Source organism: Salinispora sp. CH2A1_6 (genome assembly GCF_056820975.1).
Genome location: NZ_JBXEDG010000003.1, coordinates 521,046 through 538,853 on the forward strand (window position 1 = coordinate 521,046; position 17,808 = coordinate 538,853).

The following is a 17,808-nucleotide window of genomic DNA, read 5'->3' on the forward strand; positions in this document are numbered from 1 at the left end:
GCTCTTCGCCCCGCTGCCCGCGGTTGATCGCTGCCTGACGCGCGCCCAGTCGGCCGCCCGGTCGGGTGGCCCGAGGCGGCGCCCGTGAAGCCGAATCGTCTCCCATTCCGCTGATCGCCCGCACCTCCGCGCGGGCGTCACTCTCCGGAGTTTGCCGTGCGCATTCTGCTGCTCTCCACCGCCGACACCGACCTGCTCGCCGCGCGGGCGAGCGGGGCCGACTATCGCCTGGCCAACCCGACCCGGGTCGCCGTTGACGGCGTACCGGAACTGCTCGACGGCGTGGACCTGGCCGTCGTACGCCTGCTCGGCGGCCGGGCCGCGTGGCCGGACGGATTGGCCGCGGTCCTCGCCTCGGACGTGCCGACGGTGGTGCTGGGCGGGGAGAGCGTCCCCGACGCCGAGCTGACCGCCGCCTCCACCGTGCCCTCCGGTGTCACCACCCAAGCCCTGTCCTACCTGGTCGAGGGGGGCCCGGAGAACCTGGCGCAGCTGGCCCGGTTCCTCTCCGACACGGTGCTGCTCACCGGGGAGGGGTTCGCGCCCCCCGCACCGACCCCGGCGTACGGGACGCACGGGGAACGGTCGATCAGCCCAGACCGGCCGACCGTCGGCATCGTCTTCTACCGGGCGCACGCGCTCGCCGGCAACACGGCCTTCGTGGACACGCTCGCCGACGCCGTGGAGACCGCGGGGGGCAACGCGGTGCCGATCTTCTGCGGCTCGCTGCGCGGGCTGACCGCCGGCGCGGGCCCACTGGAACTCTTCGCCCGCTGCGACGCGCTGCTGGTCACCGTGCTCGCCGCCGGGGGCACCGTGGCCGCCGACGCGGCCGGCGGGGGCGACGAGGACGCCTGGGACGTGGGTGCGCTCGCCGCCCTCGACCTGCCGGTCATCCAGGCGCTCTGCCTCACCAGCACGCGGGAGCAGTGGGCCGACAGCGACGCCGGACTGTCCCCGTTGGACGCGGCGATGCAGGTGGCGATCCCCGAGTTCGACGGGCGGATCGTCTCCGTGCCGTTCTCGTTCAAACAGCTCGACGCCGACGGGCTGTCGGTCTATGCGCCAGAGCCGGAGCGCGCCGCCCGGGTGGCCGGAATCGCCGTCCGGCACGCCCGGCTGCGGCACCTGCCGAACGGCGACAAACGGGTGGCGGTGGTGCTCAGCTCGTATCCGACGAAGCACTCCCGGGTCGGCAACGCCGTTGGCCTGGACACCCCGGCCAGCGCGGTGCGGCTACTCGCCGCGCTCGCCGCCGCCGGCTACGACCTCGGCGCGGCGCCGGTCCCGGACGACGGGGACGCCCTCATCCACGCGCTCATCGCCGCCGGCGGCCACGACGTCGAGTGGCTCACCCCCGAGCAGCTCGCCGCCGCCAGCGCGCGGGTGCCGCGGGAGACGTACCGGCGGTGGTTCGACCAGGTGCCGGCGCAATTGCGCGCCGACCTGGTCAGGCACTGGGGGGAGCCGCCGGGCGAGCTGTACACCGACGGCGGCGACCTCGTCCTGGCCGGCCTGCAGTTCGGCAACGTGGTCCTGCTGATCCAGCCGCCCCGCGGCTTCGGGGAGAACCCGATCGCCATCTACCACGATCCGGACCTGCCCCCGAGTCACCACTACCTGGCCGCGTACCGGTGGCTCGCCGCCCCCGCCGCGACGGGCGGCTTCGGCGCGGATGCCGTGGTGCACCTGGGCAAGCACGGCACCCTGGAGTGGCTACCGGGCAAGGGCCTCGGACTGGCCGCCGACTGCGCCCCGGACGCGGTCCTCGGCGACCTGCCGCTGGTGTACCCGTTCATCGTCAACGACCCGGGAGAGGGGACGCAGGCCAAGCGCCGCGCACACGCGGTCGTCGTCGACCACCTGGTGCCGCCGATGGCCCGCGCCGAGACGTACGGGGACCTGGCGAAGCTGGAGCAGCTACTCGACGAGTACGCCACCGTGCAGGCGCTCGACCCGGCGAAGGTGCCCGTCGTCCGGGGACAGATCTGGGAGCTGGTGCGTACCGCGGAGCTGCACCACGACCTGCACCAGTCGGAGATGCCGGCCGCCGACGACTTCGACGACTTCGTGTTGCACCTCGACGGTTACCTCTGCGAGGTCAAGGACGTGCAGATCCGCGACGGCCTGCACGTGCTGGCCGAAGCACCCGTCGGCGAGGCGCGGGTCAACCTGGTGCTCGCCGTGCTGCGCGCCCCACAGGTGTGGGGCGGGACCCGGGCCCTGCCCGGCCTGCGGCAGGCTCTCGCCGCCAGCTACGGCCTGGACGAGTCCGCGTTGCTCGCCGCGCCCGGAGCCCGGGTGCGGGTGCCGGCCCCGTTGGCCGAGGCGGCCGACGGGCCCGCCAGCACCGCCGCCGACGCCGTCGATCTGATCGAGGGTGTGGCCCGGCGTCTCGCTCTGGGAATGGAGACGCTCGGCTGGCCCTCCGACCGGACGGAGGAGGTCGTCTCCGAGGTCACCGGTCGGGCGATTCCGGAGGCCGCCGCGGTGCTGCGCTTCGCCGCCACCGAACTGGTGCCGCGGCTGGAGCGCACCACCGACGAGCTGGCGCACACCCTCGCCGCCCTCAGTGGGCGGTTCGTGCCCCCGGGTCCGTCCGGCTCACCCACCCGGGGCCTGGTCAACGTGCTGCCCACCGGACGCAACTTCTACTCGGTCGACCCGAAGGCGATCCCGAGCCGCAACGCCTGGGACGTCGGCGTGGCCCTGGCCGACTCGCTGCTGAGCCGGCACCTCGCCGACACCGGGGCGTACCCGCGCTCGGTCGGGCTCACCGTGTGGGGCACCAGCGCCATGCGGACGCAGGGCGACGACATCGCCGAGGTGCTCGCGCTGCTCGGCTGTCGACCCACCTGGGACGACCGGTCCCGGCGGGTGACCGGGGTCGAGGTGGTGCCCCTGGCCGAGTTGGGTCGTCCCCGCATCGATGTGACCGTCCGTATCTCCGGCTTCTTCCGGGACGCCTTTCCGCACGTGGTGGTGCTCCTGGACGACGCGGTACGACAGGTGGCCGCGCTGGACGAGTCGGCCGCGGACAACCACCTCCGGGCACACGTGGCCGAGGACCTCGCCGGACACGGCGACGAGCGCCGGGCCACCGCCCGGATCTTCGGGTCGAAGCCGGGCGCCTACGGGGCCGGGCTGCTTCCGCTGATCGACGCCCGGAACTGGCGCAGCGACGCCGACCTGGCCGAGGTGTACGCGGTGTGGGGCGGCTACGCGTACGGGCGGGGGCTGGACGGCCGGGAGGCCCGCACCGACATGGAACGCGCCTTCGCGCGGATCGCCGTGGCGGTGAAGAACCAGGACACCCGGGAGCACGACATCGTCGACTCCGACGACTACTTCCAGTACCACGGCGGGATGGTGGCGATGGTCCGGCACCTCACCGGCACCGCCCCGGCCGCGTACGTCGGCGACTCGGCGATGCCGCACGACGTGCGGACCCGCACCCTCAGCGAGGAGACCCGCCGGGTGTTCCGGGCCCGGGTGGTCAACCCGAGGTGGGTCGCGGCGATGCGCCGGCACGGCTACAAGGGCGCATTCGAGCTGGCGGCCACCGTCGACTACCTGTTCGGCTACGACGCCACCGCGGGCGTGGTCGACGACTGGATGTACGAGCGGCTCGCCGAGGCGTACCTGTTTGACGAAGAGACCCGGGAGTTCCTGGAGCGGTCCAACCCGTGGGCGCTGCGCGGCATGACCGAGCGGCTGCTTGAGGCCGCCGACCGGGGGCTGTGGGCAAAGCCGGAGCCGAGCACCCTGGACCGGCTTCGGGAGACGTATCTGGCCAGCGAGGGTGATCTGGAGGACCGCGGATGAGCACGACGAGTGAACCGGGACTGCGGGTCTCACGGCCGCCGCGACCGGAGGCCCCCGGGGCGAACTACCCGTTCTCGGCCGTACTCGGCATGGCCGACATGCGCCTGGCGCTGTTGCTGAACGCGGTCAACCCGACGATCGGCGGGGTGCTGGTGCGGGGCGAGAAGGGCACCGCCAAGTCAACCGCGGTGCGCGCCCTCGCCGCCCTGCTGCCGCCGGTGGTCCGGGTCGCCGGCTGCCGGTTCGCCTGCGATCCGCGGACGCCCGACCCCGGCTGCCCGGACGGGCCCCACCCGGCGGCGCCGGCGACCGAACGTCGCCCGGCCGCGTTGGTCGAGCTGCCGGTCGGCGCCGCCGAGGACCGGGTGGTCGGCTCGCTCGACCTGGAGCGGGTGCTCGCCGACGGGGTCCGCGCCTACGAGCCCGGCCTGCTCGCCGCCGCCCACCGGGGGGTGCTCTATGTCGACGAGGTGAACCTGCTCCACGACCATCTGGTTGACCTGCTGTTGGACGCCGCCGCGATGGGGCGCTGCCACGTGGAGCGGGAGGGCGTGTCGGTCCGCCACGCGGCCCGGTTTCTGCTGGTCGGCACGATGAACCCGGAGGAGGGGGAGCTGCGTCCACAATTCCTCGACCGGTTCGGGCTGACCGTGGAGGTGACGGCCAGCCGCGACCCGGCGGTACGGGTGGAGGTGGTGCGCCGCCGACTCGACGCCGACGCGGACCCGGCCGGCTTCGCCGCCCGCTGGGCGGGGGAGGACGCGGCGGTCGCCGGGCGGGTGGCCGACGCCCGCGCCCGGCTGGACCGGGTGGTGCTGACCGACGCGGCACTGCGGCAGATCGCCGAGGTCTGTGCGGCGTTCGACGTGGACGGGATGCGGGCCGACATCGTCACCGCCCGGACGGCCGTGGCGCACGCCGCCTGGCAGCGCCGGGACCGGGTGACCGCGGAAGACGTTCGGGTGGCCGCCCGACTCGCTCTGCCGCACCGTCGCCGCCGGGACCCGTTCGACCCGCCGGGACTGGACGAGCAACGCCTCGACGAGGCGCTGAACCGGGCGCAGGAGGAGCATCCCGATGACCCGGACGACGACACCGGTCCCGACCGTGGTCCGGGAGATGACGCCGGTCCCGACGGTGGTCCGGGGGGTGGCACCACACCCGACGGTGGCCCGGGCGGGGACACCGGCCCCAGTGGTGCGGGCGGCCCGGCTGGCGACACCGGGCCCGAGCCCGATATCGGCTCCGCGGCAGACATCCATCCCGGTGGCAGCGCCGACTCGATGGCTGACCCGTCCGGTTCGCAACGGCCCGTAGGCCCCGAGGACGGTGCGCCCCGGTCCGCGCATCCGAGCCGGGACGCGCATCCGGGTGGGGTCCCGCACCCGGTGGCCGCGCCGCAGCTCGGGCTCCGGGCGCGGTTGTTCACCGTGCCGGGCATCGGCGAGGGGGTGCCGGGCCGGCGGTCGCGGGCGCGGACCGGGCGCGGCCGCACCACCGGCGCCCGGGTGCCGGCTGGCCGCCTCGGTGCGCTGCACCTGCCGGCGACGGTCCGGGCCGCCGCCGGACACCAGGTCGCCCGGGGACGGACGCGTGGACCGCTGCAGATACACCCGGTTGACGTACGGGAGGCGGTTCGGGAGGGGCGGGCGGGCAACCTGGTGCTCTTCGTGGTGGACGCCAGCGGTTCGATGGGTGCCCGGCAGCGGATGAGTGCCGTCAAGGGCGCGGTGCTCGCCCTGCTCACCGACGCCTACCAGCGCCGCGACAAGGTGGCGGTGGTCGCCTTCCGTGGTGCTGGCGCGCAGGTCCTGCTGCCCGCTACCGCCTCGGTGCTCGCCGCCTCCACCCGGCTGGCCGAGCTGCCCACCGGCGGGCGTACCCCGCTCGCGGAGGGCCTGCTCGCCGCCGCCGAGCTGCTGCGGGTGGAGCGCCTGCGGGACCCCCGCCGGCAACCGTTGACCCTGGTCCTGACCGATGGTCGGGCCACCGCCGGCGCCGACCCGTTGCCCCGCGCGGCGCGGGCGGCGGCGGTGCTACGCGCGACCGGCACGCCCTGTGTCGTCGTGGACTGCGAGTCCGGCCCCGTCCGCCTCGATCTGGCCCGCCGCCTGGCCACCCAGTTGGCCGCCGCCCACCACCCCCTGCCCACCGTGACGACCGCCCCGTTGGCGGCCTTGGCGACCGCCGGTGTCGCCGTCGAGCGGAGCGTGCACTGATGCCACAGGGTAAGCCGACGCATGTGCCGGCCGACGGGCTCACGACCCGGCAGCGGCGAAACCGCCCGTTGTTGGTCGTCCACACCGGATCGATGAAGGGGAAGTCCACCGCCGCCTTCGGTCTCGCGCTGCGGGCCTGGACCGCGGGCCTGCCGATCGGGGTGTTCCAGTTCGTCAAGAGCGCCAAGTGGCGGGTGGGGGAGGAGAGCGCCTTCCGCGCCCTCGGCGAGGTGCACGAGCAGACCGGTCAGGGCGCCCCGGTGAGCTGGCACAAGATGGGTGAGGGCTGGTCCTGGATCCAGCGTGAGGGCGCGGCCGACCACGCCGCCGACGCCCGCGAGGGGTGGCGGCAGATCCAGCGCGACCTGGCCGCCCAGCGGTACGGCCTCTACGTGCTCGACGAGTTCACCTACCCGATGAAGTGGGGCTGGGTGGACGTCGCCGAGGTGGTCGACACCCTCACCACCCGACCCGGGTTTCAACACGTCGTCATCACCGGTCGGGACGCCGACCCGCGCCTGGTGGCCGCCGCCGACCTGGTTGCCGAGCTGACCAAGGTGAAGCATCCGATGGACGCCGGCCAGAAGGGCCAGAAGGGCATCGAATGGTGAGCGTCCCCTGGTCCCTGCCGCGGGTCGTGGTCGCCGCGCCGGCCAGCGGCCACGGCAAGACCACGATCGCCACCGGGCTGCTCGCCGCGCTGCGCCGTCGGGGCCACCTGGTCAGTCCACACAAGGTCGGTCCGGACTACATCGACCCCGGCTACCACGCCCTCGCCGCCGGCCGACCCGGCCGCAACCTCGACCCGTGGCTGGTGGGGGAGGAGCGGATCGCCGGTCTGCTGCGGTACGGCGCGGCCATGCCCCGCCCCGCCGACATCGCCGTGATCGAGGGGGTGATGGGGCTGCACGACGGTGCGGTCGGCCAGCGCGGGTACGCCTCCACCGCCCACGTCGCCCGGCTCGTCGCCGCGCCCGTGCTGCTGGTGCTCGACACCACCGGCCAGGGGCGCAGCGCCGCCGCCCTGGCCCTCGGAATGGGTGCCTTCGACCCGGCGGTGCGAATCGGCGGGGTGGTGCTCAACCGGGTCGGCTCGCCCCGGCACGAGTCGCTGTTGCGCGAGGCCCTGGCCGAGGTCGGCGTACCCGTGCTGGGCGCGGTCACCCGGGCTGCCGAGGTCGCCGCTCCCGCCCGCCACCTCGGCCTGGTGCCGGTCGCCGAGCGGGCCGCCGAGTCGATCGCCGTGGTTGACGCGCTGGCCGACCTGGTGGGAGCGACGGTGGACCTCGACGCGGTGCTGGAGTTGGCCCGAAGCGCGCCGCCACTGACCGCGCCGGCCTGGGACCCGACCGCCGCCGTCGGCGGACCGGCCGGATCCGACCGTCCGGTGGTCGCCGTCGCCGGTGGCCCGGCCTTCACCTTCGGCTACATCGAGTCGACCGAGCTGCTCACGGCTGCCGGTGCCACCGTGGTGCCGTTCGATCCGCTGCGAGATGAGGCGCTGCCCGCCGGTACCCGGGCCGTGGTTGTCGGCGGCGGCTTTCCCGAGGTGTATGTGGAGGCGCTCGCCGCCAACACCGGGCTGCGCGCTGATCTGGCCGCCTTCGACGGACCGGTGGTGGCCGAGTGCGCCGGACTGCTTTATCTGGGACGCGAACTGGACGGGGTGCCGATGTGCGGCCGACTTGACCTGACCGCCCGGATGACCGGACGGCTCACCCTTGGTTACCGGGCGGCGGTCGCCGCCGCCGATTCGGTGCCGCACGCCGCCGGGGACCTGGTCCGTGGGCACGAGTTCCACCGCACCGGCACCGATCCCGGTCATGGTGAGCAGCCGGCATGGCGCTGGGACGGGGCCGCGCACGGCTTTGTCGCCGGCCGGATCCACGCCTCGTACCTGCACACCCACTGGGCCGGCCATCCCCGAGCAGCCCGGCGGCTGGTAGCGGCGGCGACCCGATGACCGTGACGCTGACCGGGGTCGGGGTGGGCCCCGGCGACCCCGAGCTACTCACCGTGCGCGCGGTACGGGTGCTGCGCGAGGCCGACGTGGTCTTCGTACCCGTGCTGGACCGGCCGGCGGGCGCCGTGGCTCCCGGCCGGGCCGAGACCACGATCGCCCCGTACCTTCCGCCGGAGCGGCTGCGCCGGCTGCCGTTCGCCCTGGACGACCGGGGTGGGGTGACCCGCCGGCGGGAGAGCGCGTGGAACGCCGCCGCGCAGGCGGTCGCCACCGCCGTCGACGATGGCGCCCGGGCTCTGGCCTTCGCCACCATCGGCGACCCCAACGTCTACTCCACCTTCGGCTATCTGGCGCAGACCCTCCGCGAACTGCGGCCGGCGGTCGCCGTGCACACCGTCCCCGGCATAACCGCCATGCAGGAACTCGCCGCCAGAAGCGGAGTTCCACTCTGCGAGGGGCGAGAGCCACTGACCCTGCTGCCGGCAACCGCCGGGCTGGCGCTCTTCGCCGACGCGGTCGCCGGGCCGGGCACGGTCGTCGCCTACAAGGGGTGGCGGCGGCACCCGGAGTTGCTGGCCGAGCTCCGCCGGCAGGGTCGACTCACCGACGCGGTGCTGGGTAGCGGGCTGGGCCTGGCCGGCGACCGCGTCGGTCCGGCCGCCGAGGCCGGGGACGACCCGCCGTACCTGTCGACACTGCTGGTCCCGGCCCGCCGGGACCGCCGAGGGGGGAAACTGTGAGCGGCACCATCTGGTTCGTGGGTGCGGGACCCGGTGCGGCGGATCTGCTGACCCTGCGCGCGGCCCGGGTGATCGCCGCCGCCGACGTGGTGGTCTGGGCGGCCAGCCTGGTCCACGCCGACGTGCTGGCGCACGCCCGACCGGACGCCGAGATCGTCGACTCGTCGCGGCTGCCGATGGAGGGCGTGTTGCCCCTGTTCCGCCGGGCCGCCGCCGACGGGCTGACCGTGGCCCGGATCCACTCGGGCGATCCGGCGCTGTGGGGAGCGGTGCAGGAGCAGCTTGACCTGTGTCGGGCGCTCGGGCTGGCCGTGGAGATCGTGCCGGGGGTCTCCTCGTTCACCGCGGTCGCCGCCCGGATCGGTCGGGAGCTGACCGTTCCCGAAATCGCCCAGTCGGTCATCCTCACCCGGTTGGAGGGTGGGAAGACGCCGATGCCGCCGGGGGAGCGGGTGCGCGAGTTCGCCCGGCACGGCACGACGATGGCGTTGTTCCTCTCCGCCGCCCGCTCCGGTCAGGTGCAGGCCGAGCTGCTCGCCGGGGGGTATTCGGCCGACACCCCGGCGGTCGTGGCGTATCAGGCGACCTGGCCGGACGAACTGGTGGCGCACTGTACCGTCGGCACCCTCGCGGCGACGGTCAAGGAACACCGGCTCTGGAAGCACACCCTCATCCTGGTCGGGCCGGCGCTGGCGGCCGCCGGTACCCGTTCGCACCTTTACCATCCGGGGCACTTCCACGGTCACCGGCGGGCGGAGCCGGCCGCGCGGGCCGCCCTTCGTCAGGAGGTCACCGCTCGGGCGGATCGGCCGACCTGATGGCCTACGATGTGCCGCCGTTGCGTGAGCCGGACCTGCCGCGTACCGCGAAGGTCCGGCCCGTGGCGCTGCGTACCGGCTGGACCACCGGCGCCTGCGCGACGGCCGCGACGAAGGCTGCGCTGACCGCCCTGGTCACCGGCGTGTCGCCGGAGCAGGTCGAGATCGGACTGCCGGCCGGGCGGCGGGTGCGCTTCCCGGTGGCCCGCTGCGACCGTACGGCTGACGGCGCCGAGGCGGTGGTGGTCAAGGACGCCGGCGATGACCCGGACGTCACCCACGGCGCCGAGCTGACCGCCACGGTCGGCTGGCGACGGGTCCCGGGGCTGGCCCTGGCGGGTGGGCCCGGGGTGGGCACGGTGACCAAGCCGGGGTTGGGACTGCCGGTCGGCGGACCGGCGATCAACGACACCCCGCGCCAGATGATCGGCGCGGCGGTCGCCGAGCTGGTCGACCTGGCCGTCCTCGGCGTCCGGGTGGTGATCAGTGTCCCGGGTGGCGAGATCATGGCCCGGAAGACCACGAACCGTCGGCTCGGCATCCTCGGCGGCATTTCGATCCTCGGTACGACCGGCGTGGTCAGGCCGTTCTCCACCGCGTCCTGGCGGGCCAGTGTCGTGCAGGCCGTACAGGTGGCGGCCGCTCAGGGAGAGTCGACCGTGGTGCTGTGCACGGGTGGGCGGACCGAGCGGGCCGCCCGAGCGCTGCTGCCGGAGCTGCCTGAGGTGTGCTTCGTGGAGGTGGGTGACTTCACCGGTGCGGCGGTCACCGCCGCGGTCACGCACGGACTGTCCGGAGTGGCCTTTGTCGGGATGGCCGGCAAACTGGCCAAGCTCGCCGCCGGGGTGCTGATGACCCACTACACCCGTTCCAAGGTGGATCTGTCGCTCCTCGGCGCCGTCACCGTCGAGGCGGGCGGCACCGCCGAGCTGGCCGCCGCCGTCACCGCTGCCAACACCGGTCGGCACGCGTACGAGTTGTGGGAGGCCGCCGGCCTGCTCGGTCCCGCCGGTGACCTGCTCTGCGGTCAGGTCCGCGCGGTGCTGCGCCGCTTCGCCAAGGACACCGTCGCCGTTGACGTGGCGATGGTGGACTTCACCGGGCGGCGATGCGTGGCCGCCAGCGGGCGGTGGGCCCGGTGACGGGTACGCCGGGGGTGGATCGGCGGGAGACCGGTGCCGACGGCGTCGGTGACTCCGTCGTCGATGGAGCCGGTGCCGGTGCCGGTGCCGGTGCGACGGTGGTGACGGTGGCCGGTGTGGACGCCGCCGGTAACCCGGCCCACCCCGCCCTCGCCGCCGAGCTGGCGCGGGCGGGGCTTGTGGTCGGTGCGGCCCGGCACCTGGCGGCTGCGCCGGTGCCGGCCGGCGTGGAGACGGTCGTGCTCGGTCCGTTGGTGCCGGCCCTGGAGCGGCTCACCACCGCGGTTGCCGCCGGCACCCCGGCCGTCGTCCTCGCCAGCGGTGATCCGGGCTGCTTCGGGATCGTGCGGCGACTGCGGGCAGCCGGGCTGCCGGTGCGGGTGCTACCGGCGGTGTCCAGCGTCGCCGCCGCCTTCGCCCGCGCCGGGCTCTCCTGGGATGGCGCGGCCGTGGTCAGCGCCCACGGCCGGGATGTTCGGGAGGCGCTCAACGCCTGCCGGGCACTGCCCCGGGTCGCGGTGCTCACCGCGCCGGGCGCGGGGGCCGCGGAGCTCGGCGCCGGTCTGGCCGGCTGGTCGCGTCGTCTGGTGGTGGCCGAGCACCTCGGCACCGACGCCGAACGGATCACCTGGACGACCCCGGCGGAGGCGGCGGCCGGTAACTGGACCGATCCGCACGTGCTGCTGAGCCTCGCCCCCGGACCGGTCGGAGCGGCCCGGGTGGACAACCAGCCGGCCGCCGCCCCAGCCGTGGGGTGGGCGCTGCCCGAGGGGGCGTACCGGCACCGCGATTCGATGATTACCAAGGCGGAGGTGCGGGCGCTGGTCGTGGCCGGGCTGCGGCCCCGGCTCGGCCGGCTGGTATGGGACGTGGGCGCCGGCAGCGGCTCGGTGGGCATCGAGTGTGCCCTGCTCGGCGCGGCCGTCGTCGCGGTGGAGCGGGATCCCGCCGCCGTGGACCTGGTTCACGGCAACGCCGCTCGGCACGGCGTGGACGTACGGGTGGTTCCCGGTGCCGCCCCGGCCGCCCTGGACGGGCTCCCCGACGCCGACGCGGTCTTCGTCGGCGGGGGCGGCACCGGGGTGCTCGCCGCGGTGGCGGCCCGCCGGCCGGCGCGGGTGCTCGTCGCGCTCGCCGCGCTGGACCGGGTCGCCCCGGCCCGGGACGTGCTGCGTGTCGCCGGCTACCTGGTCAACGGTGTCCAACTCTCCGCCGCCCGCCTCGCCGACCTGCCCGGCGGGTCGATCCGTCTCGCGGCCACCAATCCGGTGGTCGTCCTCACCGGGGAGCTCCTGTGAAGCACGTTGAACGCACCGAGACTCGGTCGCGTCGGATCGGTCTGGTCGCGGTCACCGCGGCGGGGCGCCGGCACGCCCGTGTCCTCGCCGATGCCTGGCCACAGGCCCGGCTGCTGGAGGCGGAGAGCGCCGCCGCCGGACTCCGGGCCGCCTGGTTGGAGTGCGACCAGGTCGTCGCGTTTCTGGCCACCGGAGCGGTGGTCCGTCTCCTTGCACCGCTGCTCGACGACAAGCGTAGCGATCCGGCGGTGGTGACGGTGGACGAGGCGGCCCGGTACGCGGTGGCCCTGCTCGGTGGGCACGCCGGGGGCGCCAACGCCCTCGCTGCCGAGGTCGGGGCGCTACTCGACGCGGCGCCGGTGGTCACCACCGCCACCGATGCGGTCGACCTGCCCGGCCTGGACACCCTGGGTTGGCCGGTCGAAGGGGCGGTCGCCGCGGTAAGCCGGGCGATTCTGGACGGCGAGCCGGTCACGGTGGTCGCCGACGCGCCCTGGCCACTGCCGGCACTGCCAGCCAACGTCCAGGTCGTCCCGGCCGGCCCCGCCGGTGCCCCCGCGGCGGGCTACCGGGTGCTGGTCACCGACCGGATCGTGCCCCTGGATGAGCGGACCGCCGTGCTTCGGCCCCCCGCACTGGTCGCCGGGGTTGGGGCGAGCCGCGGCGTGCCAGCGGCGGAGGTGCGTGCCCTGCTGGATCGGGTGCTCGCCACCGCGGGCCTCAGCGCGGCGAGCCTGCGCTGTCTGGCCAGCGCCGACATCAAGGCCGATGAGGACGGTATTCGCACCACCGCCGACGCGCTGCGGATACCCCTGACGACCTGGTCCGCCGCGGAACTCGCGGCGGTTGCGGTGCCCAACCCCAGCGAGGTGGTTCGCGCCGCGGTCGGCACGCCGAGCGTCGCGGAGGCCGCGGCCCTACTCGGCGGGGACGCTGAGCTGCTGGTAGCCAAGACCGCGACCGCGATGGCGACCGTCGCGGTCGCCCGGCATGCGCCGCGCGGCCGGCTCGCCCTGGTCGGCCTCGGACCCGGAGCGGCCGAACTGCGTACCCCCCGGGCGGTGACCGAGCTACGGCGATCCGCTGTCGTGGTCGGTTTGGACCAGTACCTGGACCAGATCCGCGACCTGTTGCGCCCGGGGACCCGGGTGCTCGCCAGCGGGCTCGGCGCCGAGGAGGAGCGGGCCCGGTCCGCCGTCGCCGAGGCCACTGCCGGCCAGGCCGTCGCCCTGGTCGGATCCGGCGACGCCGGGGTGTACGCGATGGCGAGCCCGGCCCTGGAGTACGCCGACGGGCGGGTCGATGTGGTGGGTGTGCCCGGGGTGACCGCCGCCCTCGCGGCGGCGGCCCTGCTCGGGGCGCCGCTGGGGCACGACCACGCCTACCTGAGCCTGTCCGACCTGCACACCCCGTGGGAGGTCATCGCCCGTCGGGTGGCCGCCGCGGCGCAGGGGGACTTCGTCGCGGTGCTCTACAACCCGCGTAGCCGCAACCGGGACTGGCAGTTGCCGGCGGCGCTGCGGCTCCTCGCGGAGCACCGACCGCCGGATACACCCGTCGGGGTGGTCCGCAACGCCAGCCGGGACGGGCAGCGGGTGCACCTGGCCACCCTGGCGACCCTTGACCCGGCGATCGTCGACATGTACAGCGTCGTGGTCGTGGGCAGTAGCCAGACGCGCCGGGTCGCCGGCCGGATGGTCACCCCGCGCGGCTACCGGTGGCGGACGTGACCGGCCCCGCTCCGGTGCGGGTTGACGGCTGCCAGGGCTGCGGGGCCTGCCTGCTGACCTGCCCCACGCACGCCATCCGGCCGGTGCCCGGCGGCCTCGTCATCCGGGCCGACCGCTGCACCGGTTGCCTGGAGTGTCTAGAGATCTGCCCGGTTGGTGCCATCCGCACCGCCGGCCCGCGACAGGAGGAGTCGATGATCATCATCCCGGACAACGCCGCAGCGGTGCGGGAGGACGGGTGAGCCGGCCGGTGCATCCGATCGAGGTCGAGTCGTACCGGATTCTGCGGGAGCGGGTTGATCTTCGGCACCTGTCGCCGCTGACCCGCGCGGTCATCGAGCGGGTGGTACACGCCAGCGCGGACCTGAGCTACGTGACAGATCTGGTCTGTGACGAGGCCGCGCTGGCCGCTGGGCTGGCCGCGCTCCGGTCCGGTGCGCCGGTCGTGGCCGATGTGGCGATGGTCGCCGCCGGGATCACCGGCCGGGAAACGGTCTGCCCGGTTGCCGAGGCGGGCACCGCCGCGCTGGCCCGGCAGGCCGGGATCACCCGCTCGGCCGCCGCGGTGCGCATCGCCCTGGACCGGGTGGGGCCCGGTGCGGTGTGGGTGGTGGGCTGTGCACCCACCGCGCTGACCGAACTGCTCGCTCTGGATGCCCGGCCGGCCCTGGTGGTCGGCCTACCGGTGGGCTTCGTCGGCGCCGCGGAGTCGAAGGCCGCGCTGCGGGTCAGCGGCCTGCCGGGAATCTCGAACCGGGGCGAGAAGGGCGGGTCGGCGGTGGCCGCCGCCGCCCTCAACGCCCTGCTCTATGTGGAGGGGGAAGAGTGACCGCACTGGTCATCGTCGGGCACGGTACCCGCAGCGCCGAGGGGGTGGCGCAGTTCGCCGCGCTGGTCGAACGGGTCCGCACTCGTGCCGGCGGTACGGTCGGCGACGTCGAGGGCGGCTTCATCGAGTTGTCTCGTCCGCCCCTGACCGACGCGGTCGGCGCGCTCGCCGGCCGGGGACACCGGGCACTGGTGGCGCTGCCGCTGGTGTTGACCGCGGCCGGACACGGCAAGGGCGACATCCCGGCCGCGCTGGCTCGGGAACAGCAGCGCCACCCCGGCCTGTCCTACGCCTATGGCCGACCGCTCGGCCCGCACCCGTTGCTGCACACCGCTCTCGAGGAGCGGATTGACGCCGCGCTGGGCGGTGCGGATCGGGCCGACACCTGGGTGGCGTTGATCGGGCGCGGCTCCACCGACCCGGACGCGAACGCCGAGGTGGCCAAGGTGGCCCGGTTGTTGTGGGAGGGACGGGGCTACGCGGGCGTTGAGCCGGGCTTCATCTCGCTCGCTGAGCCGTCCGTGCCGGCGGTCCTGGATCGGCTGCGCCGGCTCGGGGCGCGGCGGATCGTCGTCGCTCCGTACTTCCTCTTCGCCGGGGTGCTACCGGATCGCATTCGGGCCCAGTCCCGGGAGTACGCCGCCGCCCACCCGGGGCTGGACCTGCGGGTGGCGGACCTGATCGGTGACTGCGACTCCCTCGCCGACCTGGTGCTGGAACGCCACGCCGAGGCCATGCGGGGCGACATCCGGATGAACTGCGACACCTGCGCGTACCGGGTGTCGATGCCGGGCTTCGTCGACAAGGTGGGTCGACCGCAGACCCCGCACGACCATCCGGACGACCCGGTGGGCGGGCACAGTCACCAGCACCAGCACCAGCACCAGCACCAGCATCCCGAGCCCGTGTTGCGGCCGGGTGCGGTGGCGGTTGTCGGAGGCGGGCCGGGTCCGGCAGACCTGATCACCGTCCGAGGCCGGGCGTTGCTGGCGGTCGCCGACGTGGTGGTGGTGGACCGGCTCGCCCCGCAGGAACTGCTCGCCGGACTACGCCCGGGGGTGCAGGTGGTGGACGCGGCGAAGTCACCCCGGGGACCCTCCGTCGGGCAGGAGACCATCAACACCGCATTGGTCCGGCACGCCCGTGCCGGGCGGCGGGTGGTCCGGCTCAAGGGCGGCGACCCGTATGTCTTCGGACGCGGACACGAGGAGGTGTTGGCCTGCGCGGCGGCCGGGGTTCCGGTGACCGTGGTGCCGGGGGTGACCAGCGCGGTGGCCGCGGCGGCCCTGGCCGGGGTGCCGGTCACCCATCGCGGGACGGCGCACGAGTTCACCGTCGTCTCCGGGCACCTACCGCCGGGACATCCGGACTCGCTGGTCGACTGGGCGGCGCTGGGCCGGTCCCGGGGCACGCTGGTGGTGCTGATGGGAGTCGAGACGATCGGCGCCGTCGCCGCGGAGCTGATCGCGCACGGGCGCGCCCCGGACACCCCGGCCCTCGCCGTGCAGGACGCCGGCCACACGGGGCAGCGTTCGTTGCCGGCACGCCTGGACGAGATCGCTGCGGTGGCGGCTCGGGCGGGCGTGTGTCCCCCGGCGGTCTTCGTGGTCGGTCTGGTCGCGGCGTTCGCCGCGGAGCCCGTTCTGGCCACGTCGGGCCACTGAGCTGGCTCCCGGAGGGCGGCTGCCGCGCGGGTGACCCACTCCGGGTTGGTGAGGAGCACGGCGGGCCCGGCTCACGCCCAGGGCAGGGCGGTCGCCGCGAGGTGGCCGAGCGCCGCCGCGGCCACCGCGGCGGCGACGCCGAGTACCGCGTTGGCCGCCGCCGGACGAAACCGACCGGCGGTGGCCAGGCGCAGGGTCTCGTAACTGGCTGTCGAGTATGTGGTGAGGGCGCCGCAGAGCCCGGTGCCGAGCAGCACGCCGGCCGCCGGCGGGAGCGGGAGTCCCAGCAGGAACCCGAGTAGCAGCGAGCCGGCCACGTTGACGGTCAACGTTCCCCAGGGGAAGCGGGCACCGAAGTGGTCCTGTACCGCTCGGTCGGCGAGGTAGCGCAGCGGCGCCCCGACGGCCGCGCCGAGCGCGACGAGCAGCGCGGTCATCTGCGCACCGCCCGCTGTTCCGTCCCGGTCCCGCCGACCGATGGGGTGAACCGGTCGGTGGCCGCGTAGCCGACCCAGACGGCGAGCAGCGCACCGGCCAGGGTCGCCACGAGGTATGCCAGGGCGGTCGTCGCCGCGCCGTCGGCGGCCAACTGCCGCGCCTCCACGGCGTGGGTGGCGAAGGTGGTGTAGCCGCCGAGCACCCCGACCCCGAGGAACGGCCGGGCCAGCACCGGTGGGTCGGCCCGCTTGGCGAGCACCGCCATCAGCACGCCGATGAGCAGACATCCGCTCAGGTTGACCGCGAACGTCGGCCACGGGAAGCCCGCGGGAGCGTGCGGCAGCGCAGCCGAGAGGCCGGCACGGGCCAGCGCGCCCAGCACACCGCCGGCGGAGACGGCGGCGAGCACCGCGGCCGGGCGGGCGGGCAGCTCGGCGCGATCGGCGGGCACGGCCAGGTCGACGTCGGGGTCGACGCGTCGCTGCTCCGGTCCGGACACCCGTTCCCCCATCCACCCCGCCGTTGACCGAGCCCACCCTAACGGCGGGGCAGCACGGCCACGCGGTAGCGGGGTCCGGCCGGGCGTCGGTGGTGCCGGACCCGCGGCGGTGGCGTACGGTGGCAAGATCGTCGAAGCGTTCGTTCGGCGCAGTGAGGAGAGCGGCGATGTCGGATCGTCCGCCCCAGCCACCACGGCGCAACGCCGCGTACGACATGTTTGCTGCTGATGTCGCCTCGCGTGCGCTCGGTATCGAGCTGGTTGAGGCGGCGGCGGGGGCGGCGGTGGCCCGGATGCGGGTAACCGGGGCGATGGTCAATGGTCACGGTATCGCCCACGGCGGCTATCTGTTCCTGCTCGCCGACACCGCCTTCGCATTGGCCGGTAACAGCCACGGACCGGTGACAGTAGCGGCCGGCGGTGACATCATCTTCGTCCGGCCGGCGCGCGAGGGGGATCTGCTGCTTGCCCACGCCGCCGAACGCCTCCGCTACGGCCGCAGCGGGATCTACGACGTCACGGTCACCAGAGCCGACAATGTGGTGATCGCCGAGTTTCGTGGTCGTAGCCGAGTCCTGAACGGGGACTGAGCCGGGCGGGGCGGCGGCGCGACTCGAGGGGTTCCGCCCCCCACCGACAGCTG

General features: G+C 74.7%; 15 protein-coding genes. 13 read left to right on the forward strand and 2 right to left on the reverse strand.

The genetic code is table 11. The features are described 5' to 3' along the window. The first annotated feature begins 156 nt into the window (after positions 1–156). Genes cobN through cobA form a run of 12 tightly spaced genes read left to right on the forward strand, consistent with a single transcriptional unit; the run spans position 157 to position 16,228 of the window. Positions 157–3,825, forward strand: coding sequence for a cobaltochelatase subunit CobN (gene cobN / locus AC1UKG_RS07250; RefSeq protein WP_482642648.1), 3,669 nt, complete (start codon positions 157–159; stop codon positions 3,823–3,825). After that, positions 3,822–6,044, forward strand: coding sequence for a VWA domain-containing protein (locus tag AC1UKG_RS07255; protein WP_018742285.1), 2,223 nt, complete (start codon positions 3,822–3,824; stop codon positions 6,042–6,044). The genes cobN and AC1UKG_RS07255 overlap by 4 nt, the downstream gene beginning before the upstream one ends. Then, positions 6,044–6,655 (forward strand): cob(I)yrinic acid a,c-diamide adenosyltransferase, encoded by a 612-nt coding sequence (gene cobO / locus AC1UKG_RS07260; protein ID WP_018813376.1) that lies wholly within the window; start codon positions 6,044–6,046, stop codon positions 6,653–6,655. Before AC1UKG_RS07255 ends, cobO begins: the two co-directional genes overlap by 1 nt. Continuing rightward, positions 6,649–8,007 carry a cobyrinic acid a,c-diamide synthase CobB gene (locus tag AC1UKG_RS07265; RefSeq protein WP_029122860.1) on the forward strand — a complete coding sequence of 453 codons (1,359 nt, stop codon included), beginning with the start codon at positions 6,649–6,651 and terminating at the stop codon, positions 8,005–8,007. The genes cobO and AC1UKG_RS07265 overlap by 7 nt, the downstream gene beginning before the upstream one ends. Further along, positions 8,004–8,747 carry a precorrin-2 C(20)-methyltransferase gene (gene cobI / locus AC1UKG_RS07270; RefSeq protein ID WP_018734300.1) on the forward strand — a complete coding sequence of 248 codons (744 nt, stop codon included), beginning with the start codon at positions 8,004–8,006 and terminating at the stop codon, positions 8,745–8,747. Before AC1UKG_RS07265 ends, cobI begins: the two co-directional genes overlap by 4 nt. Next, positions 8,744–9,565, forward strand: a complete 822-nt coding sequence (gene cobM, locus AC1UKG_RS07275) for a precorrin-4 C(11)-methyltransferase (RefSeq protein WP_018742288.1) — start codon at positions 8,744–8,746, stop codon at positions 9,563–9,565. Before cobI ends, cobM begins: the two co-directional genes overlap by 4 nt. Beyond that, positions 9,565–10,707 (forward strand): cobalt-precorrin-5B (C(1))-methyltransferase, encoded by a 1,143-nt coding sequence (locus AC1UKG_RS07280; RefSeq protein ID WP_482642647.1) that lies wholly within the window; start codon positions 9,565–9,567, stop codon positions 10,705–10,707. The genes cobM and AC1UKG_RS07280 overlap by 1 nt, the downstream gene beginning before the upstream one ends. Next, positions 10,674–12,005 (forward strand): precorrin-6y C5,15-methyltransferase (decarboxylating) subunit CbiE, encoded by a 1,332-nt coding sequence (cbiE, locus tag AC1UKG_RS07285; protein ID WP_482642646.1) that lies wholly within the window; start codon positions 10,674–10,676, stop codon positions 12,003–12,005. The genes AC1UKG_RS07280 and cbiE overlap by 34 nt, the downstream gene beginning before the upstream one ends. Then, complete coding sequence (gene cobJ / locus AC1UKG_RS07290; protein WP_018742291.1) at positions 12,002–13,735, forward strand: precorrin-3B C(17)-methyltransferase; 1,734 nt, start codon at positions 12,002–12,004, stop codon at positions 13,733–13,735. Before cbiE ends, cobJ begins: the two co-directional genes overlap by 4 nt. Continuing rightward, positions 13,723–13,977 carry a 4Fe-4S binding protein gene (locus AC1UKG_RS07295; protein ID WP_018742292.1) on the forward strand — a complete coding sequence of 85 codons (255 nt, stop codon included), beginning with the start codon at positions 13,723–13,725 and terminating at the stop codon, positions 13,975–13,977. The genes cobJ and AC1UKG_RS07295 overlap by 13 nt, the downstream gene beginning before the upstream one ends. Next, complete coding sequence (locus AC1UKG_RS07300) at positions 13,974–14,564, forward strand: precorrin-8X methylmutase (RefSeq protein WP_018742293.1); 591 nt, start codon at positions 13,974–13,976, stop codon at positions 14,562–14,564. The genes AC1UKG_RS07295 and AC1UKG_RS07300 overlap by 4 nt, the downstream gene beginning before the upstream one ends. Next, positions 14,561–16,228: a uroporphyrinogen-III C-methyltransferase gene (cobA, locus tag AC1UKG_RS07305; protein ID WP_482642645.1), complete on the forward strand. Its 1,668-nt coding sequence runs from the start codon at positions 14,561–14,563 to the stop codon at positions 16,226–16,228. The genes AC1UKG_RS07300 and cobA overlap by 4 nt, the downstream gene beginning before the upstream one ends. 71 nt (positions 16,229–16,299) lie before the next feature. On the opposite strand, the gene crcB is transcribed toward cobA, so the two are convergent. Both crcB and AC1UKG_RS07315 read right to left on the reverse strand, forming a co-directional pair. Next, complete coding sequence (gene crcB / locus AC1UKG_RS07310; RefSeq protein WP_018742295.1) at positions 16,300–16,665, reverse strand: fluoride efflux transporter CrcB; 366 nt, start codon at positions 16,663–16,665, stop codon at positions 16,300–16,302. Next, on the reverse strand, positions 16,662–17,177 hold the full coding sequence (locus AC1UKG_RS07315) for a FluC/FEX family fluoride channel (protein ID WP_018742296.1): 516 nt from the start codon (positions 17,175–17,177) through the stop codon (positions 16,662–16,664). The genes crcB and AC1UKG_RS07315 overlap by 4 nt, the downstream gene beginning before the upstream one ends. A gap of 155 nt (positions 17,178–17,332) precedes the next feature. Here AC1UKG_RS07315 and paaI point away from each other — a divergent pair, with 155 nt between their 5' ends. Next, positions 17,333–17,755 (forward strand): hydroxyphenylacetyl-CoA thioesterase PaaI, encoded by a 423-nt coding sequence (gene paaI / locus AC1UKG_RS07320; RefSeq protein WP_018742297.1) that lies wholly within the window; start codon positions 17,333–17,335, stop codon positions 17,753–17,755. Positions 17,756–17,808 lie beyond the last annotated feature (53 nt).

Bases quoted from the DNA above. Each gene is read 5' to 3' on its own strand.
- paaI (WP_018742297.1), top strand. From the start codon at position 17,333: ATGTCGGATCGTCCGCCCCAGCCACCACGGCGCAACGCCGCGTACGAC.
- AC1UKG_RS07255 (WP_018742285.1), top strand. From the start codon at position 3,822: ATGAGCACGACGAGTGAACCGGGACTGCGGGTCTCACGGCCGCCGCGA.
- cobI (WP_018734300.1), top strand. From the start codon at position 8,004: ATGACCGTGACGCTGACCGGGGTCGGGGTGGGCCCCGGCGACCCCGAG.
- AC1UKG_RS07315 (WP_018742296.1), bottom strand. From the start codon at position 17,177: ATGGGGGAACGGGTGTCCGGACCGGAGCAGCGACGCGTCGACCCCGAC.
- crcB (WP_018742295.1), bottom strand. From the start codon at position 16,665: ATGACCGCGCTGCTCGTCGCGCTCGGCGCGGCCGTCGGGGCGCCGCTG.
- cobO (WP_018813376.1), top strand. From the start codon at position 6,044: ATGCCACAGGGTAAGCCGACGCATGTGCCGGCCGACGGGCTCACGACC.
- AC1UKG_RS07265 (WP_029122860.1), top strand. From the start codon at position 6,649: ATGGTGAGCGTCCCCTGGTCCCTGCCGCGGGTCGTGGTCGCCGCGCCG.
- cbiE (WP_482642646.1), top strand. From the start codon at position 10,674: ATGCGTGGCCGCCAGCGGGCGGTGGGCCCGGTGACGGGTACGCCGGGG.
- AC1UKG_RS07280 (WP_482642647.1), top strand. From the start codon at position 9,565: ATGGCCTACGATGTGCCGCCGTTGCGTGAGCCGGACCTGCCGCGTACC.